Source organism: Undibacterium sp. 5I1 (assembly GCF_034314085.1).
Taxonomy (GTDB): domain Bacteria; phylum Pseudomonadota; class Gammaproteobacteria; order Burkholderiales; family Burkholderiaceae_D; genus Undibacterium.
In genome coordinates, this window is sequence record NZ_JAVIWI010000001.1 from 4,631,948 (window position 1) to 4,658,764 (window position 26,817).

The window sequence follows — 26,817 nt, forward strand, 5'->3', positions numbered from 1 at the left end:
CATATGGCTGAAGTGCTGCATCAATAGAGGAGATGCAGCAGTTCAGCCGGTGCCGCATTCATTAGCGCAAACAACAGTTTGTTTGTGCCCATGAATAATCCGCTCGCCTTATTGTTTTAATGAGCGGATTTAATTGATCAATTTTTTCCATCTCATGAAGGAGAAACAAAATGGCAACAGGACCAAAACCACCAGAGGCAAAGAAAGCCTCTGCAAAAAAAGCAGCAGCTAAGCCAGTGGTAAAAGCCGCAGCGAAACCTGCAGCAAAAGCAACAGCTAAGCCAGCAGCTAAAAAAGTTGTAGCTAAGCCAGCAGCAAAAGCAGCAGCTAAGCCAGTCGCCAAAAAAGCGGTAGCAAAGCCAGCAGCGAAAGCAGCAGCGAAGCCAGTCGCTAAAAAAGCGGTAGCAAAGCCAGCAGCGAAAGCAGCAGCGAAGCCAGTCGCTAAAAAAGCGGTAGCAAAGCCAGCAGCGAAAGCAGCAGCGAAGCCAGTCGCCAAAAAAGCGGTAGCAAAGCCAGCAGCGAAAGCAGCAGCGAAGCCAGTCGCTAAAAAAGCGGTAGCAAAGCCAGCAGCGAAAGCAGCAGCGAAGCCAGTCGCTAAAAAAGCGGTAGCAAAGCCAGCAGCAAAAGCAGCAGCGAAGCCAGTCGCTAAAAAAGCGGTAGCAAAGCCAGCAGCGAAAGCAGCAGCGAAGCCAGTCGCTAAAAAAGCGGTAGCAAAGCCAGCAGCAAAAGCAGCAGCGAAGCCAGCGGCAAAAGTTGCGGCCAAGCCAGCTGCTAAAGTTGTAGCTAAGCCTGCAGTAAAAAAAGCAGCGGCCAAGCCAGCAGCGAAAGCAGCAGCTAAGCCAGCAACGCCAGATGCTAAAACGGTCGTAAGCCCGACAGCAGCATGGCCATTCCCTACAGGCACACGTCCAGCGTAATCGGATCGCTTGTACGCCTGAATTTCAGGCACAATACCCACTGCGTGATATCCACCCAGTGGGTTTTTTTTAGGGGTTAGAACAGTGTTGTATGGAATAGTAAGTTTTGTCGTTGATACGATTGCTGGTTTGTTCGCAGGTTTTCTATTACTGCGGTTCTGGATGCAGGCACAGCGAGTCAGGCCGCCTATGGGGTTGGCACAATCCATTTTTCAACTGACAGATTGGCTGGTGCATCCGATTCGCCGCGTGATCCCAGGGTTTGCAGGTTACGACTGGGCTAGCGTGATTGCGACTTTTTTAGTCGCCTTGGTATCGGTATTAATCGATGTTCTGCCAGCGTTTCAGCTCTCTTTGCCAGCACTGGGTTTGCTGGCCTTGTTCAGAATGCTGCAATGGATATTGTATGGTTTGATGGCCTTACTGGTGCTGGAAGCGGTCTTTAGCTGGGTCAATCCCAACGCACCGTTTGCACCGTTTATTCGAGCGCTGAATACACCGATATTATCGCCCATACGAAAATTATTGCCCCCTTTGGGAGGCATTGATTTTTCACCCATGGTTGCGCTGATCTTGTTGCAGGTGCTGAATCGATTATTGAGCGAATTATTGCCAAGAATCTTATTGCTTTAATCCAAAGATATTTGCAACTCAAGCCGGCGCTTGTCCGGTTGACTGGCGCATGATTAGTTCTGTTTGCAGCATTTCTCTTCGGAATGGTAACTCTGCATTCAGAATCCGGTTGACTAACACCCGTGCTGTCAAAACACCGATTTCATATTTGGGCTGCGCGATGGTGGTCAATGGCGGTGTGCTAAACGAGGCCAGCGCAATATCATCATAACCAACCACCGATAATTCATCGGGAATACGCATTCCAGCTTGCTGCGCCGCACATAAGCCGCCAATCGCCATTAAATCATTACTGGCAAAAATCGCGGTGGGACGATTAGGCAGCGCCAGCAATTGCTGAAACGCGCTAAAGCCGCCCTGGCTGGTGAAGTCACTATGCGCAAGGTAATCGCTGTTGTAATCAACTCCCGCCTCTTTCAAGGCGCGCAGATAGCCCGATACCCGATCACCACTTGGCAACAAAGTCTTAGGGCCAGACACGCAGGCAATGCGGCGATGGCCCAGATCGAGCAAATATTTCGTTGCCAGATAACCGCCTTGCTCATGATCTGCTTCAATAAAGTCTGCGGCAACACCGGGTACTTCTCTATCGACTAATACTTTGGGGATGGCTTCATCTGCGAGTAATTGCGTCAGTTCCAGGTCAATGCCTGAAGAGACCAGAATCAATCCGTCTATTCGTTTTTCCATCAGCACGCGGGTGTAGGCGGCTTGCTTTTTCGGATCATCGTAAGAGTTGCACAGGATGATGTTGTAGCCCAGGCGAAAAGACTCGTCCTCTATGCCTTGGATGACCTCGGCGAAGTAGGGATTGGAATTGTTGGGGATCATCATTCCCAGGGTTTGCGTCTTATCGTTCTTAAGACTGCGTGCCACAGCACTGGGAATATAACGTAGCTCCTGGATTACCGAAAGCACGCGTTCGCGCGCATCTTCACTGACGACCCGGGTGTTGTTGATGACGTGAGAAACCGTAGTGGTGGAGACTCTGGCTTTCTCTGCGACCTGCTTCATTGTTGCCATAAAATTAGATCCTTTCTCTATATGAATTATGACGCATGAATTACAGAAAAGGGTACTTTTAAAAAAATGGCAATTTTATTTTAATCTAGGACTTAGGCAGAATTGTCCCAGCAAGGCTTAGCGACGACGATAGTAATTTTATACAGCTAGGAGCTACAACGCAGCTCGGGCGGTTTTGCGTTAGTCTTATAATCAACAATAAGTGCATTGCAGATGTGTTAGTGGAAGAGTGGAAATTTGATCTCATCACTACGCCAATATTGCCGATGTCGTTCGGCATGTGTTACTGGATCTGGTACGCAAATGATGGCAAGCAGCTTGATTTTTTACCTGAGCTAATTTGATTTAACTTAGTCTTGCAAGGATGATTAAAATATACTCCCCATAAAAATATTAGAAAATGCCGTATTGTCCAATCATTCTCTGGACAACTAATATATACAGTAAGGGAGTATATTTATGCGCCATAAGTTATCTGCACTTTGTACTCGTTGATTTCAGCTAAGAATTGCCATGCAAAATCGGACAGCAAAGACCAGGTTATGTGACGAGCATCGATAACACCTTCTCCAACTTTCTGGAATTATTTGGTCGCGGGAGTAATCGCCAACCCCGCCAGCACCATATCAACGATCAGTTTTTCTGCATCATCAAAATCCTTGCGACTGAGCTGCTTGCGATTCATGACCAGGTTCATTTGAGTCGCAAAGTCTGCATAGGATTGCGTCATGGCCCAGATGGCGAAGAGTAAATGGGTAGGATTGACCGCGGCAATTTTGCCTTGCGCTATCCACTTCTCAAAAATCTCTATGTCTTTACGCAGCAGCGGCACGACTTTTTTACGGATATCTGCGCCGTATATTTTTGCTCCGCCTATCACTTCCATGGCATACACGCGCGAACCCCAGGGCTGCTCGCGTGAAAATTGCAGCTTGGCGACGATGTAACTACGCAGCAATTCTTCTGGCTCGCGGCTATCATGGGCCAGGCTATTCATGCGCTCTAACCATACATTCAAAACATCATCCAGTACCCGCTGATACAACACAGGCTTGCTTGGAAAGTAGTACAGCAGATTTTGTTTGGAGAGGCCAACTTGTTCGGCAATGGTCGCAATTGAGGTGCCTTCGTAGCCGCACTCAGCGAATAGCCGTACGGCCTGTTCCAGGATTTCTGTTTCTAATTTGTCCCGGTTGATCAGGCGCCGGTTGACTTTAGTCGTGGCGGTTTTGGATTTTCCGGCGATAGATTTTTCAGTGTCCAAGAGTGTCATGGCAATTAGTTAGAAAAGTACTGAGTTGTTCGGATTGGGTATAAGCCACGTTGAAGCGAAACCAGATCGTATTGCACGCATCTAGCGTAAAAAATTCACCGGGCGACAACAGGATTCCCGCTTTGAGTGCCTGATCGGCAATCAGTTTGCCATTGAAGCTGAGTGTGGGTGTCGTCTCCCAGCCGGCACTAATAAACATCCCGCCGCGAGGTTTAGCCAACACCGTCATGCCGGCTTTTTGTAAGTTGCTAATGCTGCTTTCGCGTGCGGTATCCAGTTGGCTGATCAGCTTTTCCAGCATGCGCCGGTAGGGACGCGCAGTGATGGCGTGCAGCACAGCGCGCTCATTGATCTCTGATGTGGTCAAACCCGTCAACATCTTGACGCGGACCAATTCAGAAATGAGTGATGCCGAGGCTGCAATCGAGCCAACCCGCAAGGTCGGTGACAGTGTTTTAGAAAAACTACCAACGCGGATAACCCGCCGTAAGCCATCCATCGCTGCCAGAGAAGGATCGCTGCGCGCACTTAGGTCGCGGTATATATCATCTTCCACCACCCAAAAATCAAAACGCTCTGCCAGTCCCAGCAGACGATGCGCCTGCGCATGACTGAGAGAAGTCCCGAGGGGATTTTGTAGCACGGTATTGACGAACATCAGTTTGGGCTGATGGCGGGTCGCTTTCTCTTGCAGTACATCAAAATCCAAACCGTGTTCGCCACGCGGAACACCAACGGGGATGCATCCATGATGACGTATCAGTGACAATAAATTGCTATAGCCGGGATCTTCAACAAAGACGCAGTCACCCGGTTTGGTCAGGGTGCGCAAGATCAGATCAAAACCATGGGTCGCACCATGCGTCAGCACAATCTGATCGGGCTCGACGGCGAATAGTTCATCCGCCAGGGTGCTTGCCAGATGTTGTCGCAGGCTGGGAAATCCTAGAGGATTGCCATAGCCACGTAAGCGCGAAGCAGGAATACGCATCGCGTGACGAATTGCGTCCAGAATCGTCGATTCGCCATACCATTCTGGCGGCAGCCAGCCAGAACCGGCAGGTAGGGCATCCGACACACCGGTATATAAATCGGGACTGAGCGCGTCAATATTCAGTAGCAGTGGTGCTGGCAAGATTGACCGTGCTGCAGGGATTTCACTGCGCGCTACAAAATAACCAGAACCGCGACGCGACGACAATAGGCCCGTTGTCAGCAAACGATCATAGGATTCCACAACCGTAAAAGTGCTGATGCTATTGGATTTAGCAAATTGCCGGACAGAAGGCATTTTGGTCCCAACACGCAGCTCGCCGCTGTTCACCAACTGCGTAATCGACTCCACAATTTGATCCACCAAATTGCCGCGCCTGGTCCGGTCCAGAGTCAGGATGGGCCAGGCTGATGCACTACTGCGGATGGTACATGGCGTAGACAGGTTGTCTGACTTTGCCGATCCTGCATTTTCCATCTTTCGCCTCCATTTTGGTCTAATCAGTTACCAGCGCACTGCAATACGTCGTGATATCTGAACTTAACTGTAGTGCTACGTCAACCTGTACGGTTGCTGATTTTTGAGCAAGCTGTATCTGTCGGGATTCTCATCCTGCCGCCTACTATTGCACCATAGTTTTACCACATGGTAAATAGTTTTTCCAAATTCAGGAGTGTCTTATGTATGAATCCCGCCCTAATGATATGCATCCATTTTGGATGCCGTTCACAGCCAACCGCGATTTTAAAAGTAATCCTAGGTTGATGGTGTCAGCTAAAGGCATGCACTACCGTGATGTCGATGGCAATACGATACTAGATGGTACGGCGGGTTTGTGGTGCGTACCGTTGGGACATGCACAGCCTAAACTGGTCAAAGCGGTACAAAATATGGTCGCTCAACTCGATTTTGCACCGACCTTCCAGATGGGGCATCCCTCCGCATTTGAGCTGGCAGAGCGCTTGATGACTTATACCAATCATCGCTTTGGGCAGGTGTTTTATACCAATTCCGGTTCCGAGGCAGTGGACAGTGCCTTGAAGATGGCACTGGCTTATCACCGGGCTCGTGGCGATAGCACCCGCACCCGCTTGATCGGACGTGAGCGTGGTTATCACGGGGTCGGATTTGGCGGTATGTCGGTGGGCGGCATTGCGAATAACCGCAAAACTTTCGGCAGCCTGTTGCCTGGGGTAGATCACTTACCACACACCCACAATCTGGAAAAAAATGCCTTCACTCGCGGTGAACCTGAATATGGTGCGCACTTGGCAGATGAGTTGGAGCGCATTGTCGCTTTGCATGATGCCTCCACTATTGCCGCTGTGATTGTTGAGCCGCTTGCCGGTTCGACAGGTGTCTTGGTTCCACCCAAAGGCTATCTCAAACGCTTGCGCGAACTCTGTACCAAGCACGGCATTTTACTGATTTTTGATGAAGTGATTACCGGCTTTGGTCGTCTGACGACGCCGTTTGCATTTGATTATTTTGATGTCGAACCAGATCTGCTGACAGTCGCCAAGGGATTAACCAATGGCGTCGTACCGATGGGGGCGGTATTTTCTAAAAAATATATCTACGACACTATGATGCAAGGGCCGGATGGCATCGAGCTATTCCATGGCTATACCTATTCTGGCCATCCTCTGGCATGTGCTGCCGCACTAGCAACACTAGATATTTTTGAAGAGCAAAAAGTGCTGGAGCATGCCAGCAGCCTGACTGACTACTGGGCTGATGCAGTGCATTCCCTCAAAGGTTTGCCGCATGTGATTGACCTGCGCAATCTGGGTTTGATTGCTGGCATTGAGCTAGCGTCTATCCCTGGCAAGCCCGGCGCACGTGCTTTTAATGCTTTTAAGCGGGCATTTGCCGATGGCATTTTGATCCGCACCACCGGTGACATTATCGCTTTATCACCACCACTAGTATTAGAGAAATCCCATATCGATGAGTTGTTTGGCAAGCTTGCCGCTATTTTAAAAACCTTAGATTAATGAAGCGAGTGTCTGATTGTGAACCCATTATTGAGTCCTGAATTGCGTCCTGAATTGAATCCTGAATTAAGTATTGAAACCATTCCCCATTTCATCGCAGGTGCACGTGTGGATACTGATAGCGGTCGTTATGCCGATGTGTACAACCCGGCTTTGGGATTACCCATCGCGCGCGTGGCGATGGCATCTTCCGCCGATGTGGATAAAGCCGTTGCCGCAGCAGCGAAGGCTTTTCCCGCATGGGCAAATACACCACCGCTGACCCGTGCCCGCGTCTTGTTCCGTTTTTTACACTTGATGCAAGAAAATGCAGACCGCTTTGCCGGGATACTCACTCGTGAGCATGGCAAAACCTTTGCTGACGCGCAGGGCGAGGTGGCTCGCGGTATTGAAGTGGTCGAATTTGCCTGCGGCATTCCACATATGTTGAAGGGGGAATTCAGCGATCAGATTGCACGTGGGATCGATGCTTGTTCATTCCGTCAACCATTGGGTGTTGTAGCTGGAATTACGCCGTTTAATTTTCCGGCCATGGTGCCTATGTGGATGTTTCCTATCGCGCTAGCCTGCGGAAATACATTTGTTCTAAAACCCTCTGAGCGCGATCCTTCTGCATCCATTTTGCAGGCAGAACTATTGAAACAAGCCGGTTTGCCCGATGGCGTATTCAATGTTGTACAAGGCGACAAGCTGGCGGTAGATGCTTTGCTGGATCACCCGCAAGTGCAAGCGATTAGCTTCGTTGGATCGACTCTTATTGCGGAATATATTTATACGCGGGGTAGCGCTGAAGGCAAACGCGTACAGGCGTTGGGAGGCGCAAAAAATCATATGGTCGTCATGCCTGATGCAGATATAGACATGGCAGTCGATGCTCTAATCGGTGCCGCCTATGGCTCCGCGGGCGAGCGCTGCATGGCGATTTCTGTCGCGGTTGCGGTTGGTAATGCTGCCGACCAGTTGGTCGCTGCCCTAGCCGAGCGCACTCGAGCCTTAAAGATTAACGACGGTATGGCAGAGGGGGCGGAAATGGGGCCGGTCGTCAGTCTTGCCGCCAAGCAGCGGATAGAAAAACTGATCGGACAAGGTGTGGAGGAGGGTGCCACGCTAGTGGTGGATGGCCGTGGTTACCAAGTCAGCGGGCGTGAAAATGGCTTTTTCGTCGGCGGCACGCTGTTTGATCATGTGACTTCCACGATGACTATCTATCAGGAAGAAATTTTTGGGCCGGTTTTATGCGTTTTGCGGTTGCCAGATATAGCCAGTGCCATCGATCTGATTAATCGGCATGAGTATGGCAACGGTGTCGCCATTTTTACGCGTGATGGTGGCGTGGCGCGCGAGTTTGTGCGTCAAATTCAAGTAGGTATGGTTGGCGTGAATGTCCCTTTGCCGGTACCGATGGCTTTTCACAGTTTTGGCGGTTGGAAGCGCAGTCTTTTTGGCGATCATCATGTGTATGGCCCAGAAGGTGTGCGTTTTTATACACGCTCTAAAGCCGTTATGCAGCGCTGGCCGGATGCAAACAAAGGTATTGCGACTGCCGGTGCCGAATTTGCATTTCCGCAAATGAAGTGATCATCCTGCGGCGCAGCAATATCTTAGGTAACTGGAAGTTCAGTAGCAGACAAGTAGCTGGTAAGCAGCAAGGGGTTCATAGATGAGCGGTGCAGCAATAGTGCAAAAGAAGTGTGCTCAGTTGGTGCAAGAAAAAACGTTTATGTATCAAAATAAAGCAAAAAACCAGCAAAAAACTAGTAAGAATGAGGAAAAACGATAGAGTATTTGTTTTTACCAAGTGGTAAATATTGGCACGAGGTTTGCTAGTAATCTGATATAAATCGGGATACGTGAACAGATTTTGTATGTACCTTACTTGCACTTTGTCTAACACTGTAAAAAACATCATTGGCAAAACTGGACCATAACACTGCCTTGTATGTAGTTGCTTGATTCTAGAGTTTTGCTGCGATGGGTAACGTTCCTTGTTCGTCGTTACCAAAGAGTATGAGGAGCGGGTTGATGGATGCGACGATCTGCTCTTTTGCAGTAAAAATGGCGTGTGAAAACACCGAGTACAGACCTAAGTGAAAGCCTAGGTACAAACAATTAGGAATGCAATCATGATTGAAGTCTTAAGCAGGTTGACTAAGCTAGAACATCTTGGACATCCAAGTGCGAGCAAAGAAGAGTTAGCAGGCCGGTTCACCGATCTGGTGCCAGCACTAACAGCGCGCCAGGCACTGATAGAAAGCCAGCGTTGCTTGTATTGTTATGACGCCCCTTGTACGCGTATCTGCCCGTCAGACATTGATGTCGCTAGCTTTATCCGCAATATTGCTAATGAAAATATCAATGGCGCGGCAAAAACTATTTTGCAAGAGAATATCTTTGGTGGTAGCTGTTCGCGTGTTTGCCCTACCGAGATTTTGTGCGAGCAATCCTGTGTGCGTAATCATGATGCGGAAGGGCAGCCAGTCAAAATTGGTCTTTTACAACGTCATGCCATCGACAACATGCAGTTTGGCGAACATCCTTTTGAACGTGCAACCGCAACGGGACGCACGGTTGCTGTCGTGGGCGCCGGACCGGCGGGTCTGTCCTGTGCGCACAGACTAGCAATGTTGGGTAACGATGTTGTGGTGTTCGAGTCACGTGCCAAGGCCGGTGGTTTGAACGAATACGGTATTGCTAAATACAAGTTGCCAGAGGATTTTGCTCAGCGCGAAGTCGAATTTTTATTGGAAATCGGCGGTATCACGATTCAATACGGACAAACTCTGGGCGGTAATTTAAAGCTCTCTGATTTACGCCAACAATATGATGCTGTATTTTTAGCGCTAGGACTTGGTGCAAGCCGAGAGCTTGGTTTGACAGGCGAAGATGCCGCAGGCTTACTCTCCGCAGTGGACTATATCGCTGAACTCCGTCAAGTCGATGATTTGAGTAAATTGCCACTGGCCTCCCGTTGCCTGGTGATTGGAGCAGGTAATACCGCAATTGATATGGCGGTGCAGATGGCGCGGCTAGGTGCCGATGACGTGACCGTAGTTTATCGACGCGGTGCGGAGTCCATGTCCGCTACCGGACATGAGCAAGATATCGCCAAGGCACATCAAGTGCGTTTGAAGACATGGGCTCAGCCGCAACAAATCTTATTGGATGAAACGGGTCGCGTACGCGGTGTGCGGTTTGAAAAAACCCGTATGGATGGTGCTCGCCTGGTCGGTACAGGAGAAAGCTTTGATATCGCTGCCGATGCGATTTTTAAAGCGATTGGACAAGCATTAGATGCAGTATCGATCAATGATGCCCTGGCTGTGGAATTAGAAAAGCGAGGCGATAAAGTTCAGGTGGACGATCGCTTCCGCACCTCAGTTTCGGGCGTCTATGCAGGGGGTGATTGTGTCGCGCCGGGACAAGACTTGACGGTGCAGGCGGTACAGCACGGTAAGCTCGCCGCAGCTGCAATTCATCAAGACTTATTGTCCAACTCACTTTCTAAAAAAGAGGCTACATAATGGCCGATCTCAGCATTAATTTCGCCGGTATTAAATCTCCCAACCCATTTTGGCTCGCATCTGCGCCACCTACTGACAAAGCATATAACGTGATCCGTGCTTTTGAAGCAGGTTGGGGCGGAGTCGTCTGGAAAACTTTGGGTGAAGATCCGGCGCCAGTGAATGTCTCCTCACGTTATTCCGCCCACTTTGGTAAAAATCGCGAAGTCATTGGCTTCAATAATATTGAACTGATTACTGATCGTAGTCTGGACATCAACCTGCGTGAAATTACCCAAGTCAAAAAAGACTGGCCGGATCGCGCAATGATTGTTTCCATGATGTATCCATGCGAAGAGGCGATCTGGAAAGCAGTTTTGCCATTAGTCGAGGCGACTGGTGCCGATGCAATTGAACTCAATTTTGGCTGTCCACATGGCATGCCAGAACGCGGCATGGGCGCTGCCGTCGGTCAAGTACCGGAGTATGTCGAAATGGTCACGCGCTGGTGCAAGCAATATTGTTCTTTGCCTGTTATCGTCAAGCTCACCCCGAATATCACTGATGTCCGCATGCCTGCGCGCGCTGCACACAACGGTGGTGCCGATGCTGTGTCTTTGATCAATACGATCAATTCCATTACTTCAATTGATCTGGACAATATGGTGGCACGTCCGATTGTGGGTGGTAAAAGTACACACGGCGGTTACTGTGGATCAGCTGTCAAACCAATTGCACTCAATATGGTCGCAGAAATCGCACGTGATCCTGCTACTCAGGGTTTGCCGATTTCTGGTATCGGCGGCATCGGTAACTGGCGTGATGCGGCAGAATTTATAGCCCTCGGCGCTGGTTCTGTACAAGTCTGTACTGCCGCAATGCTGCATGGCTTTCGTATTGTTGAAGACATGAAAGATGGCCTGTCTCGCTGGATGGATGAAAAAGGTTATGCCACGATAGAAGATTTTCGCGGTAAAGCTGTTGCCAATACGACGGATTGGAAATATCTGAACATGAACTTCAAGAGCATTGCTCAGATCGACCAGGATAGTTGTATCCAATGCGGTCGCTGTTATATCGCTTGCGAAGACACTTCACATCAATCCATTTCACAACTGATTGCAGACAACGGACAGCGTAAATACGAAGTCATCAAAGACGAGTGTGTTGGCTGTAACTTATGTCAGATTACTTGCCCCGTTGAGAATTGCATTACGATGGTCGCGGAAGAGACAGGCAAACCCTATATGAACTGGATGCAGGACCCGCGCAATCCTAGAGCGGAGAATCTGGTCAAGGCATAAATCAAGCTGTTCTCACTTATTGATTTTAAATATAGCTCTTAGATGTAGCTCTTAGATACAGCTTTTTAATACAGCGTTTAAATACACAGGTCTTAACATATGGATTGCGCTCTTTAAAGGCGCAATCCTTTTGCATTAACAGGCATCCTCAAGATTTTAAGTAAGTCCAACTGAAGGAGAGGTAAACGTGAACAAGACCACCGCAAGCAGCGCACTCTGGAACGAAGATTTGGCACCGACGAGCGAGAGCCAGCGCACCTGGCGCTGGTATCACTTTGCCGCACTCTGGGTTGGCATGGTCATGTGCATACCCGCCTATACGTTGGCGGCTAGTTTGATTGAAGGTGGTATGTCTGCATCGCAAGCGGTGGTAACGGTTTTTCTTGCTAATGCCATTGTGCTGGTGCCTATGCTGCTGATCGGACATGCTGGTACCAAGTACGGTATTCCTTATGCGGTGCTGGCTCGTTCTTCGTTCGGTACCAAAGGTGCACGCTTGCCAGCATTGATGCGCGCGATTGTGGCATGTGGCTGGTACGGGATTCAAACCTGGTTTGGTGGCATGATGATTTACACCTTGGCAGGTGTCTTGCTCGGTCATCCGCTGGGTGGCGATAAGATCGCTGGCCTTGGTATTAATGCGGCGCAGTTCGCGTGCTTTTTAGCGTTTTGGGCGATCCAGTTCTGGTACATTTTTCACGGTATGGATTCGATTCGTAAATTAGAAACTTATACCGCGCCTTTGAAGATCGTCATTTGTTTTGTCCTGCTCGGTTGGGTATATAACAAAGCGGGTGGCTTTGGGCCGATTCTGGATCAACCTTCGCAATTTATTGAGGGAGGCAAAAAGGCCGGACAATTCTGGACTACGTTCTGGCCTTCGCTGACTGCGATGATAGGGTTTTGGGCGACGCTGGCATTGAATATTCCCGACTTCACCCGTTTTGCTAAAACTCAGCGCGATCAGCTTATCGGTCAAAGCGTGGGTTTGCCAGTGCCGATGGCATTGTTAGCTATGCTGGCGGTGATTGTGACTTCTGCCACAGTAGTTTTGTACGGTAAAGCGATTTGGGATCCGGTTGATCTTGCTAGTCGTATGACAGGTGTTGCGGTATTGATCGCTCTGTTGATTTTGTTGATTGATACTGTCAGCGTTAATTTAGCCGCCAATCTGGTTGGTCCCGCATATGATTTTTCAGCACTCAACCCTAAACTGATTTCTTATAAAACGGGTGGCTACATCACAGCGTTTATCGCGATTGCCATGATGCCATGGAAGATTTTAGAATCAACCCAAGGTTATATTTTTACCTGGTTGATCGGCTACTCGGCGTTGTTAGGACCAATCGCAGGTATATTAATAATCGACTATTACTTTATTCGTAAAACCAATCTGGATGTAGCTCAGCTCTATCAAGAAAACGGTAAATATTCTTACGGCAACGGCTGGAACATGGCAGCGATTGTCGCCTTTGTCATCGGTGTTGTGCCCAATATTCCCGGATTTTTAAATGCAGCATTTCCCACATCCTTCCCTGATGTTCCGGGCATATTGAAAACAATTTATACCTACGCTTGGTTTATCGGTCTGGTGTTATCAGGCTTAGTCTATTTAGTCATGATGCAGGGTAAATCGGATCAGGTAGTGGGTGTGCTGCAACCTACTAAATAATCAGGAGACAAATATGAGCATATTAATACGCGGCGGTACTGTCGTTAATGCAGACCGTGAATTCCGTGCTGACGTTCTGTGCCAGGATGGCAAAATCATTGCAGTAGGTGAGCATTTATCCGTTCCTGCGGATGCTGAAATTATTGACGCCAGCGGTCAATATGTCATGCCCGGTGGGATTGATCCACACACACATATGAACCTGCCTTTTATGGGCACAGTGACCGCAGACGATTTTTTTACCGGCACTGCCGCAGGTCTGGCCGGCGGAACCACTACCATTATTGATTTCGTTATTCCGGACTCTAAACAGCCTTTAATGGATGCCTATAAAACCTGGCGTGGCTGGGCAGAGAAGTCAGCCGGTGATTATAGTTTTCACGTCGCAGTAACCTGGTGGGACGATACCGTACATGCTGATATGGGCACACTGGTGCGCGACTATGGCGTGAATAGCTTCAAACATTTTATGGCCTATAAAAATGCCATCATGGCCGATGATGAAATTTTAGTAAAAAGCTTCTCACGTGCGCTGGAGCTGGGAGCTATGCCTACTGTGCATGCAGAAAATGGCGAGCTGGTTTTCTTACTCCAACAAGAGTTATTAAAAAAAGGCATTACCGGACCAGAGGCACATCCTTTATCACGTCCGCCGATGGTAGAAGGTGAGGCTGCCAACCGGGCGATTGCAATTGCCAATGTACTCAATACACCGGTTTATATCGTGCATGTCTCCTGTATAGAATCGTTGGAGGCAATTACCCGCGCCAGAAGTAAAGGCCAAAGGGTATTTGGTGAAGTGCTTGCCGGGCATCTGACGATAGACGACAGTGTATATCGCCATCCTGATTTTGATTTTGCGGCAGGTCATGTCATGAGTCCCCCATTCCGTTCAAAAGAGCATCAGGCTGCGTTATGGCAAGGCCTGCAAGGAGGCAATCTGCACACAACGGCAACCGATCATTGCACCTTTTGCGATACGCAAAAAGCTGCAGGAAAAAGCGACTTTACCAAAATCCCTAACGGTTGCGGCGGCGTTGAAGATCGTATGGCAGTGATCTGGGATGCCGGTGTCAACAGCGGTAAATTGACGCCATCAGAATTTGTCAAAGTGACTTCCACTAACGCCGCACAAATTTTTAATATCTATCCACGTAAAGGAGCGGTTGTGGTTGGCGCAGATGCCGATGTCGTGGTGTGGGACCCGCAAGGCACGCGTGCGATTTCCGCTAAAACCCAATTTGCTAAAGGTGGCTTCAACGTATTTGAGGGTCGCACCGTACGCGGTATTCCTAGCCATACCATCAGCGCAGGCAAGCTAGTATTTAAACAGGGTGAATTACGTGCGGTTCAGGGGGCAGGACAGCATATCGACAGACCCGCATTTTCTCCAATTTATGATGCATTAGGCCGTATGGCGAGTCAAACTGCTCCTAAAGCAATGCAGCGATGATGGTCATCATTTGCGTCTGGTAGCAGGTACATCAATAGATTAAAAAAAGGACAAAACAATGGGTGCAGATATCACTAGCGTAAGAATCAACGGCGACCGTCTATGGAAATCCTTAATGGAACTGGCGCAAATCGGCGCAACCCCTAAAGGTGGCGTCAAACGTCTGGCATTGACCGATCTTGATAAGCAAGGCCGCGATTTAGTGACAGGCTGGGCGAAGCAAGCTGGTATGTCGGTCACCATCGACAAAATCGGCAATGTCTTTATGCGCCGGGATGGCACTAATAATAGCTTGCCACCGATTGTATCCGGCAGTCATATCGATACCCAGCCAACCGGCGGTAAGTTTGATGGCAATTATGGCGTGCTAGCAGCGCTAGAAGTTGTACGCACGCTCAACGACAATAATATCAAGACCGAGGCACCGATTGAAGTTGCGTTCTGGACGAACGAAGAAGGTTCTCGCTTCGTTCCCGTGATGATGGGCTCAGGTGTTTTTTGTGGTGCATTTACTCTCGAGCATGCGTTTGCGGCAAAAGATGTAGATGGAAAAACGGTGAGGGATGAGCTGGAGCGCATCGGTTATCTCGGTACGCAAACTCCCGGTGATCATCCGATTGGCGCCTATTTCGAAACCCACATCGAACAAGGTCCTGTACTAGAGGATGCCGACAAAGTAATCGGCGTTGTACCAGCTGTCATGGGCTTATCCTGGTACGACTGCGTTGTCACAGGGATGGAAGCGCATGCGGGCCCAACCCCCATGCATCTGCGTAAGGATGCTCTGCAAATCGCAACAAAAATTATGCAAGAGGTAGTCAATATTGGTAACCGCTATCCGCCATATGGACGCGGCACTGTCGGTATGGTGCAAGTATTCCCGAACAGTCGTAACGTCATTCCAGGCGAGGTCAAATTCAGTATTGATTTACGCAATGTGAACGATGAATTGCTCAACACCATGCATCAGGAAATTCTGGCGTTTGTCGATAAAACGGCGAGTGACAGTGGTTTGAAAATCAGTATCGAACGCGTCTCCTACTACCCGCCTTGTCCTTTCCATCCGGATTGCGTTGATGCGGTGCGCAGCGCAACCGCCAAGCTGGGTTATTCCACCATGGACGTGGTATCCGGTGCGGGACATGATGCAATTTACACGGCTCGCCTGGCACCGTCTGGGATGATTTTTGTACCCTGTAAGGATGGGATTAGTCATAACGAAATTGAGGACGCTAAATCGGAGCATCTGGAGGCGGGTTGTAATGTGTTGTTGCTGGCGATGTTAGAGCGGGCAAAAATCGTAGCCGATGTGTCGACTTAAAAGTTCGGTAGGGCTAGTACATTACTAGTACGAGTTTTTACTTTCTTTCCCGCATTCGGAAGAGGATTGGGTCGAGGGTATCCGCATATCGAAATATCTGAGCCTAATATTGCTTTGTTGTTGACTTTGATCTTAAACCTCTTTGGACGCTGCAATTTGTATATGACAGAAAAATGGATAAGAAAGCTTCTTTATTTGAGGTGTAGCAGGGATTTCGAGATGTATGCATCTCGCCTGCGTAACGGCATCCGCTTGTAAGCGGATGTTCCTTAGCCAGTTTCGAAGTTTTCCCATTTTTTGTCATGCACAAATTGTGCTGAAGCGTAGCGTAAGCACCCGAAGGGCAAGTCTGCGGTTGCTTTTTTTCCCTTACATTTTCTTTGGCGAAGCAAAGAAACCTAAGTGGCTGCCGGGTCACTCCCGGCTAGTATCCACGGAGTTTAGGCAAGTCAATTCGGATACTTTTTCATTATTAGCGTTTGTTATTTTGATGTTGCAGGCCGGTGGTAGATCGGCGACTCCCCTCTTTCTTTGCTTCGCCAAAGAAAGAGGTCAAAGAAAGGCGACCGCGAAGTCACCGCACGTTCGGGGATCCCGTTTGTGCAGGATGAAAAATGGGAAATGTCCGAAACTCGCCTGCGGCTCAAACAACAGATACTTCTTTTTCCATTTTTTATCCCGCACAAACGGCAGTGCCAAAGCGGAATTCTAAAGTCAAAACCAAAACTAAAACTTACCTTATCACGCGCTGTTCCTTTATATTTAAAGATGCCATCAAATGTAAATAAATCATGTTTACATCGCTATCATTGTATTATTGCAATCCCTATTTATTACGAGTAAACCACAATGATCAAGTTGATGGGACGCACAGTCGCCAGTGTATTTTTTCTCACTCTCTCCTGGTCAGCACATGCCACGATTAATCTGACTGATCCAATTCCGGTAGGGCCACAAGTTAAAGTAGGCAAACTCCCTAATGGACTGACTTACTACATCCAAAAAAATGCTAAGCCTGAAAAACGAGTTGAATTACGTTTAGTCGTTAAAGCAGGTTCGATTCTGGAAGACGATGATCAACAAGGGCTCGCCCATTTTACCGAGCATATGGCATTTAACGGTTCACGCCATTTTAAAAAGCATGAATTGATTTCCTACTTGCAGTCTATTGGCGTGAAATTTGGCGCTGATCTGAATGCCTATACCAGCTTTGATGAAACCGTCTATATCCTGCAAATTCCAACCGATAAAAAAGAAAACTTAGAGACTGGATTCCAGGTCTTAGAGGATTGGGCGCAAGGCGTGCAGATGAATGACGCTGATATAGATAAAGAGCGCGATATTATCCTGGAAGAAGCGCGCTTAGGGAAAGGCGCTAACGACCGCATGAACAAGGTATTGTTGCCCGGGATTTTTAACGGATCAAAATATGCAGATCGCTTGCCCATCGGCAAAGAAGACATTATAAAAAACTTTAAGTACGATGCGGTCAAGCGATTTTATGCTGATTGGTATCGTCCTGATTTGATGGCGGTAGTTGTGGTCGGTGATATAGAGCCAGAGCAGGCAGAGAAAATGGTGCTAGCACATTTCGCACAACTGAAAAATCCTGCCAAAGAACGCCCGCGCGATTACGCCAAGATTCCGGATCGGGCAGAATCCAAAGCCTTGGTCATTACTGATAAAGAGGCGACTAGCAATATCGTGCTAATACGTTATCCAGTTCGCGTTGCTAGGCCTAACGTGATAATTTCTGATTATCGCCAGAGCATGATCAAAAGATTAGCAGCATCAATGCTCGGTCAACGTATGCAAGAATTGACTCAGCAAGCAACGCCGCCATTTTTAGGCGCGTCCAGCTCGATGGGGCAATTAGTCCATGGTTACGAATCATTCTCTTCTGTTGCCGCTCTTGGAAGTGGCGGAGTTGAGCCAGCGATCAATGCAGTAGTACAAGAAAATGAACGCGCTCGTCAATTTGGTTTCAGCGCTGATGAGTTAGATCGTGCCAAAAAAACGCAACTTCGTAATTTAGAAAATAGCTATAACGAGCGCGATAAATCTAATTCCGGCATGTATGCAGCAGAGTACATCCGTAATTTTTTAGATCAAGAAACTATCCCGGGAATCGTTAACGAATATGCCTACAATACAGAATTGATGCCAGGGATTACCCTGTCTGAGGTAAATATGTACGTCAGCAAATCCATACCAGCAGCAACCCAAAAACTGGTGGCCTATATGGGTTCCAGCAAAACAGATGTGCCGGCACCTTTAGAGTCGGCATTGCTGCAAATGGTGATCACAGCTGAGAAAATGCCTGTCGTTGCTAACGAGCAGAAAAAAGTCGCTTCAAATTTAATGGAGCGCCCACAAAAATCTGGCAGCATCATTTCTGAAAAATATAATAAGGAACTGGATTTAACCGAATTGACGCTGTCAAACGGTGTCAAAGTCGTTCTCAAATCGACTGATTTTAAAAATGATCAGGTATTGATCAGTACCACACGTTTTGGTGGGCAATCCCTATATGAGAATAAAGATAATTTCAATGCCCGCTATGCCAGTAGCATAGTCTCAAGCATGGGTCTAAAGACTTTTTCATCTACCGATATTCCAAAAATTTTAGCTGGAAAATCGGCTAACTTACAAACCAGTAGTGGTTTTTATACTGAGGGTTTTAGCGGTTCTGCAGGCAGCGCGGATGTTGAAACTTTATTTCAACTGCTATCTTTGCGAATGACTAGCCCACGCAAAGACGAAGAGCTATTTAAGTCGTATATTAAAAAAGGACAGGATGCGACAAAAAATACGATGGCAAGTCCTGAATCTATATTCAACGATGCGCTGATCACGACGCTGTATAACAATCACCCGCGCTCAGTTCGCTCCGCAAAGCCAGAAGATTTTAGTCAGATTGATCTGGATCGTAGCATGGCGATTTTTAACGACCGTTTTAGTAGCGCTAAAGGGCTGACTTTTATCATTGTAGGTAGTTTTGAGATCGATAAAATAAAACCGCTGATTACGGCTTATCTAGCAAATTTACCCACGTCCGAGATTGTCACTACTTACAAAGATTTAGGGATGCATATTGTTACTGGCGTAGTAAAAAAAGAAGTGCGAGTTGGTACAGAGCAGAACAGCAGAGTCGTCCTTAATTTCTCTGGCGCTGCTACTTATTCTAAAGAAGAAAATATGCGTTTTCACGCCATGCTCGATGTACTGAATCTTCGTATTACGGATATTTTGCGTGAGAAATTGACCTTGATCTACGGTGGAGGCATGGGTGGCTCTATCAATCGTATCCCTGATCAAAATTATCGTATCGGCGTCACTCTGCCATGCGGCCCAGAAAATGTGGATAAAGTGATCGCTGCTATGTTTGCGGAAATACAGCAAATAAAAACGGACGGACCATTATTGGCGGATCTGAATAAAGTAAAACAGAACTGGCTTAAAGAACGACAAATACAGATGCGTACGAATACTTATTGGCTTGGTAATCTACAAGACTCTATCTTGTATGGCACTGATATGGCAGAGATGTTAGGTTATGAGGCGCGCGTCAATGCAGTGACATTGGATGATATAAAACAAGCTGCTAACCGGTATTTTAATTTGAATAATTATGTACAGTTTGTGATGTATCCAGAGAAGTAATTTGTCTGCTATGTCACGCATAGAGATTGCTAGTCTTTGTCCTTTGCCGAACTCTAGTGAAAGATTGATTGCTGTTACTTTTGTCTTTGGCGAAGCAAAGAAAAGTAAGTGGCTGCCGGGTCACTCCCGGCTGGTATCCACGGAGCTTATACAAGTCAATTCGTCTATTATCAGGTCGTAATTTTTGTGACTGACATTTGGTATTTTGAGATTGCCGACCGGTGGTAGACCGGCGGCTACCCTCTTTCTTTGCTTCGCCAAAGAAAGAAGGCAAAGAAAGGCGACCGCGAAGTCACTGCCCCTTCGGGGTTCCCGTTTTTATCCGTCAAAAATGGGAAAAGTTCGAAACTCGCTTTGCTCAGACAACGAACCTTTCTTATCCATTTTTAACGGATAAAAACGGCAGTGCCACAGCGGAATTCCAACTTCAAAAGCTAGTTCAAAACCAACGTCAAAAACTACGCCTCGGCCAATTTATCTTGCTTCTCAAATTCCTGATTTGAATCCATAGTTTCCTCACAATGATCAAGCGCATCGGGCATAATAATCTCTATCTAACTCTCCACTCCAAACCGCAAGGACGCTCATGGATCTGATTATTCGTAACGCCAATTTACCTGATGGTCGTACCAATATCGATATAGCGATTGAGTCCGGTCGTATCGTCGCGATAGATCACAAGTTGCCAGCACGAGCGGTGCAAGAAATAGATGCCGGTGGCAATCTGGTATCGCCACCGTTTGTCGATGCGCACTTCCATATGGACGCAACGCTTAGCTATGGTCTGCCGCGAGTCAATCAGTCAGGTACTTTGCTAGAAGGGATTGCATTATGGGGCGAGCTGAAGCCGATGCTGACGCAAGATGCGTTAGTGCAAAGAGCGATGCAGTATTGTGATTGGGCGGTCGGGCGTGGCTTGCTGGCGATACGGTCGCATGTTGATATTTGCGATGACCGTTTGCTGGCAGTTGAGGCTTTACTGGAGGTCAAAAAGCGGGTCGCAGCTTATATCGATTTGCAATTGGTCGCTTTCCCGCAAGATGGCATATTGCGCAGCGCGACGGCGCTGACTAATTTAAAGCGGGCGATGGCGATGGGCGTTGATGTGGTCGGTGGTATTCCACATTTTGAACGCACCATGGCCGATGGTACGGAGTCCGTCAAAATCCTGTGCGAATACGCTGCTGACAACGGATATCGTGTGGACATGCATTGTGATGAATCCGACGATCCTTTGTCGCGCCATATCGAAACATTGGCCTATCACAGTCATCGGCTGGGTATGCAAGGCAGAGTGACTGGCTCCCACTTAACCTCGATGCATTCCATGGATAACTACTATGTCAGCAAGTTGCTGCCGTTGATACGCGAGGCCGGTGTCGCAGCGATTGCTAATCCGCTCATTAATATCACCCTGCAAGGTCGTCACGACGCGTATCCAAAAAGACGTGGCATGACGCGGGTGCCAGAAATGTTGGCTGCCGGGATTGATGTCGCATTTGGTCAGGATTGCGCGATGGACCCGTGGTATAGCCTGGGTTCTGGCGACATGTTAGAAGTCGCACACATGGGATTGCATGTAGCGCAGATGACCGGGCAAGAGGCAATGCGCGCGTGCTACCGCGCCGTCACAGAGACGCCAGCCACCATCTTGGGTTTAGAAGGCTACGGTATCCAAGTCGGATGTCATGCTGATCTCGTGATACTTGACGCCGCCAATACGATAGAAGCAATACGCCTGCGTGCCGCCAGATTAACCGTCATACGACGCGGCAAAGTCATCAGCCAGATGCCTGCTGCCAAAGCCAGTTTGCAACTTGACGGCCGGCCATCACAGATTAATTTCAGGTTGTCTTAAGACACCTGTTATTTTTTTCTAAATATATACTCCCTGTATGTATATATTAAGTGTCCATGTATTATTTGGTTAATAGGACATTTTTTAAATAAATTATGAGGAGTATATTAATTCTGTATATCTATGTGTGTGCCTGTCTCTGTCTCTGTATCTTTGTGTGAAGCCCTGTTTTAGCACACGAAAATCTTCCCGGTTAATGACAGCGTGACAGCGTGCAGATTTCAGCTTTGAACTTCACGGCCTTGCGCAAGTCATACTCATTGCATCACATTTGCCCTTGGCATACAGTGACTACCGTATTTCCTATTGATCAAAAAGAGGACTCCTATGCGACCACCACTCTCCGCGACACTGCTTCTGTTGACGCTAATTGGCAGCACCAACCTTAGCGCCAACGCACAGACAGAAGAACAGCGCAGCACGCTTAACGATCAGCAAGAAGTTGCCGTCACGATTTATAACAATAATCTGGCCTTAATTAAAGATCAGCGCAAAATTCAACTCAAGAGTGGTGTCTCTTCGCTCGCCTTCCGTGATGTCAGTGCCAATATGCGGCCAGAAACCGCTTTGCTGCGCAGCATTACCTCGCCAGGCAGCTTGTCGGTGCAAGAGCAGAATTTTGATTTTGATTTGCTGACGCCGCAAAAATTATTAGAGAAATATGTCGGACGTAATGTCACTGTGATCCGCACCAATACCGCGACCGGTGCCGAAACGACAGAGTCCGCTTTGGTTCTCTCCGCGAAAAATGGCGTCGTACTCAAAATTGGTGACCGGATAGAAACCGGTGTGCCGGGCCGTATTGTGTATAACGATGTGCCGTCTAATCTGCGCGACCGGCCAACTCTGGTCATGGCATTGGATAACAAAGGTGCGCAGCAACAAGCAGTAGAGTTAAGTTATCTTACGAGTGGACTGGCATGGAAAGCAGACTATGTGGTTGAACTCAATCCGGCGGAAGATAAGCTGGACATTTCTGGCTGGGTCACACTGACCAATACCAGCGGTGCCTCCTATCGCAACGCTAAATTGCAACTGGTCGCTGGCGATGTGCATCAGGTTCCAGATCAATCTCCTAGAGTACAAATTACTGGCAATGCAGTTGCTGCCGCGCCGTTGATGAGGAAGGCGATGGTAGAGGAATCTCTGTTTGAATATCATCTCTACACCTTAGACCACCCGACGACCATTGCCGAAAATCAAACCAAGCAAGTCGCTCTGTTATCCGGCAGTGCCGTGCCAGCGCGCAAAGAGTTGTTGCTGAGCGGCAGCGATTATTATTACCAAAGCAGTTACGGTGATATTGGTCAAAAAATCAAAGTCGCCGCTTTTGTCGAGTTTGATAATAAAGAGAGTTCGCATCTCGGCATGCCAATTCCTAAAGGCACGATTCGCGTCTACAAAAAAGACAGCTCAGGTAATACCCAGTTCATCGGCGAAGACAATATTGATCACACGCCGAAAAACGAAAAAGTCCGCATTAAATTGGGTGATTCCTTCGACGTCACTGCGGATAAAAAGCAGACTGACTTCAAGAAAATTTCTGGAACTGGTAAATACAATTCCAACTTCGAGAGTGCGTTTGAAATTGTATTGAAAAATGCCAAAAAAGAAGCAGTCGTTGTTACCGTTCAAGAGCCGATGCCGGGCGATTGGAAAATCATGAGCGAGAGTCATCCTCACTCCAAAGATGCTAGCAATACCGCAGTCTGGAAAATCAGTGTGCCGGCAGAAGGTAGCACCAAGTTGGTCTATCGTGCCCAGGTTCGCTATTAAGCCGTCACATCCGTGTTCGTCGTGCATTGGTTGCGTTGAAAGGCAAGATTGACGCTGTAGCCCGATGATGATTTCGGGCTGCAGCGACGAAGACCGTTCCGATCAAAAAAATATACTCTACGTGAGTATATTTTTTTGCCCAGAGAATAATTGGACGATCGCCCCTATTTTACTTAATTAAGGGGGGAGTATCGACATTTAGGGCGATTTGATTGCTCGTTCCTGTTCGCGTACTCATCCCACATCTCTCTTCCCGTCGTGGAAGATTTTCTACATTCCTAGAACCTATACAAAATTGTCATGGTAACGTGTAACAACGACGACATTACTTCAGTACGGCAATGTGCTGCAACGCAGTTGGCGCGATTGTCGTAAATCCGAATTCATTTAGCTCGCATCAATACGAATGAATTCGATACGTTCGCGTGCGACTTTGACGGCAGCATTTTTTTTGCTCCGTTATTCATCAATTGAGTGGTTGACAAAAGCCAGCTACAGATCAACACTGAATTGTCCAACCCTCTTCCAACATGTTTATTTCCAAGACCGAAAGGTGATGCTGTCATCTGAATTTTTTTGATTGCATTCTACCAACTGCGTTCATTCTGATCTGGCAACAACCAATAGATTTAAGCCAGTTTTTCATGGATTGCGATTGATTTTTCATGCGGTTTCATAGCGATCGTTTAACCATGATACGACCTCGTCCTTATCGTGCCGGTGACCCACTTAGCGTCCTTGTGGTGGACGATGATTATTTTATGCAGCGCATGGCGATCATGGTGCTCGATAGCTTGGGGCACTCTGGCGTCGTGGTTGATGACGGACAAAAAGCACTGAGCTGTCTGGCGAAGAGACAGTTTGATCTGGTGCTCATGGATGTCATGATGCCGGTGATGGATGGCTTGCAGGCACTCGCGGCGATCCGTGCAGCAGAACAACAGTTTGGCACCAGGCAAGCAATTATTATGGTGACAAGTCATGCAGAGCCTAGAGACAAGATTCGCCTGCAGAAAGCAGGGGCGGATGGCTATGTCAGCAAGCCTATAGATGTAGAGCAGTTGTGCTCAGAACTACAGCGGGTCATGCTAAAAATTTAAGCATATCTTTGACTATGTTTTGCAATCTTTTTTGGTAATGCCGCTTAATATTTTGCTCTAAGGAAATTTTTTCTAATCGTCGCGGTTCAAGTTACAGCGCCCAGAACTACATTAATAAACGGAGTCAACCATGACGAAAGTTGTAAGAGCCAGTCCCGAGATGCAGAAATTTCTCGCCGCACCAGACAGCGAACCAGTTTCCGGAAGTGCATTTGATGTACACGGATTCTGGACACTGGGTGTAGTGCTGATGCGCAATCTGCGATTTAAAGCGAAAGCGCTACTCATTTGTTTGATGTTTCTGGTGCCAATGATCGTACTGGGCTGGGTTTATTATTCCAGCACCATGGAGAGTATTCAGTTTTCCGCCAAAGAACGTCTGGGCGTGGAATACAACCGCGAGATATTTCCCGTCTTAGAGCTTGCTCAGCAGCTACGTCGCGACGCGACCAATGCCGCCATCTCCGGCACTGCGCCAACCACGATGGCCGACGTGAAAGACAAACTGCAAGCAGCACAAACCAAATTAGCGGAAGTTGAAAAACGGTTGGGTGGCGATCTGGATACAGCCAAGGCCTATGCTGACGTACAGACCGCATTTGCACAAGCCAATGCGGCGACGGCGACAGATGCTGTTTTTAAAGCCCATACGGCGCATGTGGATTCGCTGATTGCTTTGTTGAACTTAGTGACAGACAACTCCAATCTGACGCTCGATCCTGACATTGCCAGTTTCTACGTGATGGATGCGGCGTTTGCCCGAGTCCCCGATATTATTGAGTCCTCTGCAAAACTGCGAGGCCTGGGTCTGGCAGTCTTAAAAGTAGGCAGCATTACTCCCGCGCAGCAAAAGACCTTGAGTGAGCTGATTCCGATTGCAGAATTTCAATCGAATAATATGCGCACTGGGCTTGCCAAGGCGTTCGTTGCGGATAAAACTTTGTCTGATAAATTGAATGTTGCGCCGACCTTGGATGCCACTACCGCATTCTTCGCACTGGCGCGAAAAAGCGTGATCGATAGCCAGGACTATGCGCCTGAAGTGCAAGCCACGTATCTTGATGCTGCCAATAAGACCGTTCATGGGCAGTATGAGCTGGTGCAACGCCTGATGAATGAGCTGGACGGTTTGCTAGCGACGCGCGTATCAGGAATGAAGTCGACTCTTTACATAGTCTCTGCCATTTTATGCGTCGGTATCTTGCTCGCATTTTATTTCTTCTATACGTTTTATTTGGTCACCAGTGGGGGCTTACGCTTGATCAGTAAGCATCTGCAAGAAATGGCTGACGGTGATTTACGTCGCGCGCCAGCCAAACCTTGGGGTAAAGATGAACCGGCGCAAGTGATCGGCGATCTGCGTCATGCCTATGATTCTTTGCATGGACTAATTCGCACGGTTCGGCATTCTGCCCGCTCATTGCATGCCACCAGCGCCGAGATTGCCTCAGCAAGTTTTGATCTCTCGTCCAGAACAGAATCTGCTGCCGCGTCATTGGAGGAACAATCAGCGGCCATGGAAGAGATCGGTTCGACCGTTGATAACACAGCAGAACTGGCCAGCCTTGCTGCCAAATTTGCCGCCGATAATGCCAAGGTTGCAGAAGCTGGTGGTAAGGTGATCGCAACCGTAGTTACGACGATGCAAGAGATCTACACTTCGTCTTCCAAGATCAATGACATCATCGGCGTCATCAACGGCATCGCTTTTCAGACGAATATTCTGGCGCTGAACGCGGCGGTAGAAGCCGCCAGAGCAGGTGAGGCCGGACGTGGCTTTGCGGTCGTTGCCAGCGAGGTTCGCAATCTGGCACAGCGCAGCGCCGCCGCCGCGACCGAGATCAAAACATTGATCTCCAATAGCGTGGATCAAATTGCCAGCGGTACCAAAGTGGTTGAGCAAGCGGGCACCACAATGACCACGATGGTGACCAATGCCAAACAAATTAATGTCTATCTCAGCGATATTTCTTCTGCCTCCCGTGAGCAAGCTCTGGGCGTGACGCAGGTAGCGGCAGCGGTGCATGCCTTAGACGAGGATACGCAACAAAATGCAGCGCTGGTAGAGCAAACGACAGCCGCATCTGGCGCATTGACTCAACAGGCGGAGACATTGCAACATGAGATTGCTAATTTTAAGGTTGCTTAAGCCACATTGAAAATGATGCATAAAGAATGAAAAGCCAGGCAACGAATGCGTGCCTGGCTTTTTTCTTGGGGTTCATTCGAGGTATGCAAATAGGCTCAAGTGCAGCTCGGGACAGTACTGGGCAGACGCAGTGAGACCATTTGACTTTGATTTTTCTAAAAACACACATCGACAAAATATTTTG

The 26,817-nt window shown here is 48.1% G+C and carries 17 protein-coding genes; 14 read left to right on the forward strand and 3 right to left on the reverse strand.

The window, feature by feature from the left end; translation table 11 throughout:
- Window positions 1-170 precede the first annotated feature (170 nt).
- Together RGU72_RS20225 and RGU72_RS20230 are read left to right on the forward strand one after the other, a co-directional pair.
- Window positions 171-917 (forward strand): histone, encoded by a 747-nt coding sequence (locus RGU72_RS20225; RefSeq protein ID WP_322121459.1) that lies wholly within the window; start codon window positions 171-173, stop codon window positions 915-917.
- Between the two features lie 84 nt (window positions 918-1,001).
- Window positions 1,002-1,550: a YggT family protein gene (locus RGU72_RS20230; protein ID WP_322121460.1), complete on the forward strand. Its 549-nt coding sequence runs from the start codon at window positions 1,002-1,004 to the stop codon at window positions 1,548-1,550.
- An 18-nt stretch (window positions 1,551-1,568) separates the two neighbouring features.
- On the opposite strand, the gene RGU72_RS20235 is transcribed toward RGU72_RS20230, so the two are convergent.
- The 3 genes from RGU72_RS20235 to RGU72_RS20245 form a co-directional block, all read right to left on the reverse strand.
- A complete protein-coding gene (locus RGU72_RS20235) occupies window positions 1,569-2,573 on the reverse strand; it encodes a LacI family DNA-binding transcriptional regulator (RefSeq protein ID WP_322121461.1) in 1,005 nt (334 codons plus the stop codon).
- 583 nt (window positions 2,574-3,156) lie between these two features.
- The gene (locus RGU72_RS20240; protein WP_322121462.1) at window positions 3,157-3,846 is read right to left on the reverse strand and encodes a TetR/AcrR family transcriptional regulator; all 690 of its coding nucleotides are present in this window, start codon (window positions 3,844-3,846) and stop codon (window positions 3,157-3,159) included.
- Window positions 3,827-5,317, reverse strand: a complete 1,491-nt coding sequence (locus RGU72_RS20245; protein WP_322121463.1) for a PLP-dependent aminotransferase family protein — start codon at window positions 5,315-5,317, stop codon at window positions 3,827-3,829. Before RGU72_RS20245 ends, RGU72_RS20240 begins: the two co-directional genes overlap by 20 nt.
- 203 nt (window positions 5,318-5,520) lie before the next feature.
- On the opposite strand from RGU72_RS20245, the gene RGU72_RS20250 reads away from it, so the two are divergent.
- The 12 genes from RGU72_RS20250 to RGU72_RS20305 all read left to right on the forward strand — a co-directional run bounded on the left by RGU72_RS20250 (window position 5,521) and on the right by RGU72_RS20305 (window position 26,633).
- Entirely contained in the window at window positions 5,521-6,837 is a 1,317-nt protein-coding gene (locus tag RGU72_RS20250; protein ID WP_322121464.1) for an aspartate aminotransferase family protein, read from the forward strand.
- 72 nt (window positions 6,838-6,909) lie between these two features.
- Window positions 6,910-8,415 carry a CoA-acylating methylmalonate-semialdehyde dehydrogenase gene (locus RGU72_RS20255; protein WP_322121704.1) on the forward strand — a complete coding sequence of 502 codons (1,506 nt, stop codon included), beginning with the start codon at window positions 6,910-6,912 and terminating at the stop codon, window positions 8,413-8,415.
- Window positions 8,416-8,960: 545 nt separating this feature from the next.
- Entirely contained in the window at window positions 8,961-10,358 is a 1,398-nt protein-coding gene (locus tag RGU72_RS20260; protein WP_322121465.1) for an NAD(P)-dependent oxidoreductase, read from the forward strand.
- On the forward strand, window positions 10,358-11,641 hold the full coding sequence (preA, locus tag RGU72_RS20265; protein WP_322121466.1) for an NAD-dependent dihydropyrimidine dehydrogenase subunit PreA: 1,284 nt from the start codon (window positions 10,358-10,360) through the stop codon (window positions 11,639-11,641). The genes RGU72_RS20260 and preA overlap by 1 nt, the downstream gene beginning before the upstream one ends.
- 187 nt (window positions 11,642-11,828) lie before the next feature.
- Window positions 11,829-13,313: an NCS1 family nucleobase:cation symporter-1 gene (locus RGU72_RS20270; RefSeq protein WP_322121467.1), complete on the forward strand. Its 1,485-nt coding sequence runs from the start codon at window positions 11,829-11,831 to the stop codon at window positions 13,311-13,313.
- 13 nt (window positions 13,314-13,326) lie between these two features.
- A complete protein-coding gene (gene hydA / locus RGU72_RS20275; protein ID WP_322121468.1) occupies window positions 13,327-14,766 on the forward strand; it encodes a dihydropyrimidinase in 1,440 nt (479 codons plus the stop codon).
- Between the two features lie 58 nt (window positions 14,767-14,824).
- On the forward strand, window positions 14,825-16,087 hold the full coding sequence (locus tag RGU72_RS20280) for a Zn-dependent hydrolase (RefSeq protein ID WP_322121469.1): 1,263 nt from the start codon (window positions 14,825-14,827) through the stop codon (window positions 16,085-16,087).
- 849 nt (window positions 16,088-16,936) lie between these two features.
- Window positions 16,937-19,750: a M16 family metallopeptidase gene (locus tag RGU72_RS20285; protein WP_322121470.1), complete on the forward strand. Its 2,814-nt coding sequence runs from the start codon at window positions 16,937-16,939 to the stop codon at window positions 19,748-19,750.
- Window positions 19,751-20,336: 586 nt separating this feature from the next.
- Window positions 20,337-21,608: an amidohydrolase family protein gene (locus RGU72_RS20290; RefSeq protein WP_322121471.1), complete on the forward strand. Its 1,272-nt coding sequence runs from the start codon at window positions 20,337-20,339 to the stop codon at window positions 21,606-21,608.
- A 327-nt stretch (window positions 21,609-21,935) separates the two neighbouring features.
- Complete coding sequence (locus RGU72_RS20295) at window positions 21,936-23,384, forward strand: DUF4139 domain-containing protein (protein ID WP_322121472.1); 1,449 nt, start codon at window positions 21,936-21,938, stop codon at window positions 23,382-23,384.
- A gap of 665 nt (window positions 23,385-24,049) precedes the next feature.
- Window positions 24,050-24,484 (forward strand): response regulator, encoded by a 435-nt coding sequence (locus RGU72_RS20300; protein WP_322121473.1) that lies wholly within the window; start codon window positions 24,050-24,052, stop codon window positions 24,482-24,484.
- Window positions 24,485-24,614: 130 nt separating this feature from the next.
- Window positions 24,615-26,633: a methyl-accepting chemotaxis protein gene (locus RGU72_RS20305; RefSeq protein ID WP_322121474.1), complete on the forward strand. Its 2,019-nt coding sequence runs from the start codon at window positions 24,615-24,617 to the stop codon at window positions 26,631-26,633.
- Window positions 26,634-26,817 lie beyond the last annotated feature (184 nt).

Bases quoted from the DNA above. Each gene is read 5' to 3' on its own strand.
- RGU72_RS20225 (WP_322121459.1), top strand. From the start codon at position 171: ATGGCAACAGGACCAAAACCACCAGAGGCAAAGAAAGCCTCTGCAAAA.
- RGU72_RS20235 (WP_322121461.1), bottom strand. From the start codon at position 2,573: ATGGCAACAATGAAGCAGGTCGCAGAGAAAGCCAGAGTCTCCACCACT.
- RGU72_RS20240 (WP_322121462.1), bottom strand. From the start codon at position 3,846: ATGACACTCTTGGACACTGAAAAATCTATCGCCGGAAAATCCAAAACC.
- RGU72_RS20245 (WP_322121463.1), bottom strand. From the start codon at position 5,317: ATGGAAAATGCAGGATCGGCAAAGTCAGACAACCTGTCTACGCCATGT.
- RGU72_RS20250 (WP_322121464.1), top strand. From the start codon at position 5,521: ATGTATGAATCCCGCCCTAATGATATGCATCCATTTTGGATGCCGTTC.
- RGU72_RS20260 (WP_322121465.1), top strand. From the start codon at position 8,961: ATGATTGAAGTCTTAAGCAGGTTGACTAAGCTAGAACATCTTGGACAT.
- preA (WP_322121466.1), top strand. From the start codon at position 10,358: ATGGCCGATCTCAGCATTAATTTCGCCGGTATTAAATCTCCCAACCCA.
- hydA (WP_322121468.1), top strand. From the start codon at position 13,327: ATGAGCATATTAATACGCGGCGGTACTGTCGTTAATGCAGACCGTGAA.
- RGU72_RS20280 (WP_322121469.1), top strand. From the start codon at position 14,825: ATGGGTGCAGATATCACTAGCGTAAGAATCAACGGCGACCGTCTATGG.
- RGU72_RS20285 (WP_322121470.1), top strand. From the start codon at position 16,937: ATGATCAAGTTGATGGGACGCACAGTCGCCAGTGTATTTTTTCTCACT.
- RGU72_RS20290 (WP_322121471.1), top strand. From the start codon at position 20,337: ATGGATCTGATTATTCGTAACGCCAATTTACCTGATGGTCGTACCAAT.
- RGU72_RS20295 (WP_322121472.1), top strand. From the start codon at position 21,936: ATGCGACCACCACTCTCCGCGACACTGCTTCTGTTGACGCTAATTGGC.
- RGU72_RS20300 (WP_322121473.1), top strand. From the start codon at position 24,050: ATGCGGTTTCATAGCGATCGTTTAACCATGATACGACCTCGTCCTTAT.
- RGU72_RS20305 (WP_322121474.1), top strand. From the start codon at position 24,615: ATGACGAAAGTTGTAAGAGCCAGTCCCGAGATGCAGAAATTTCTCGCC.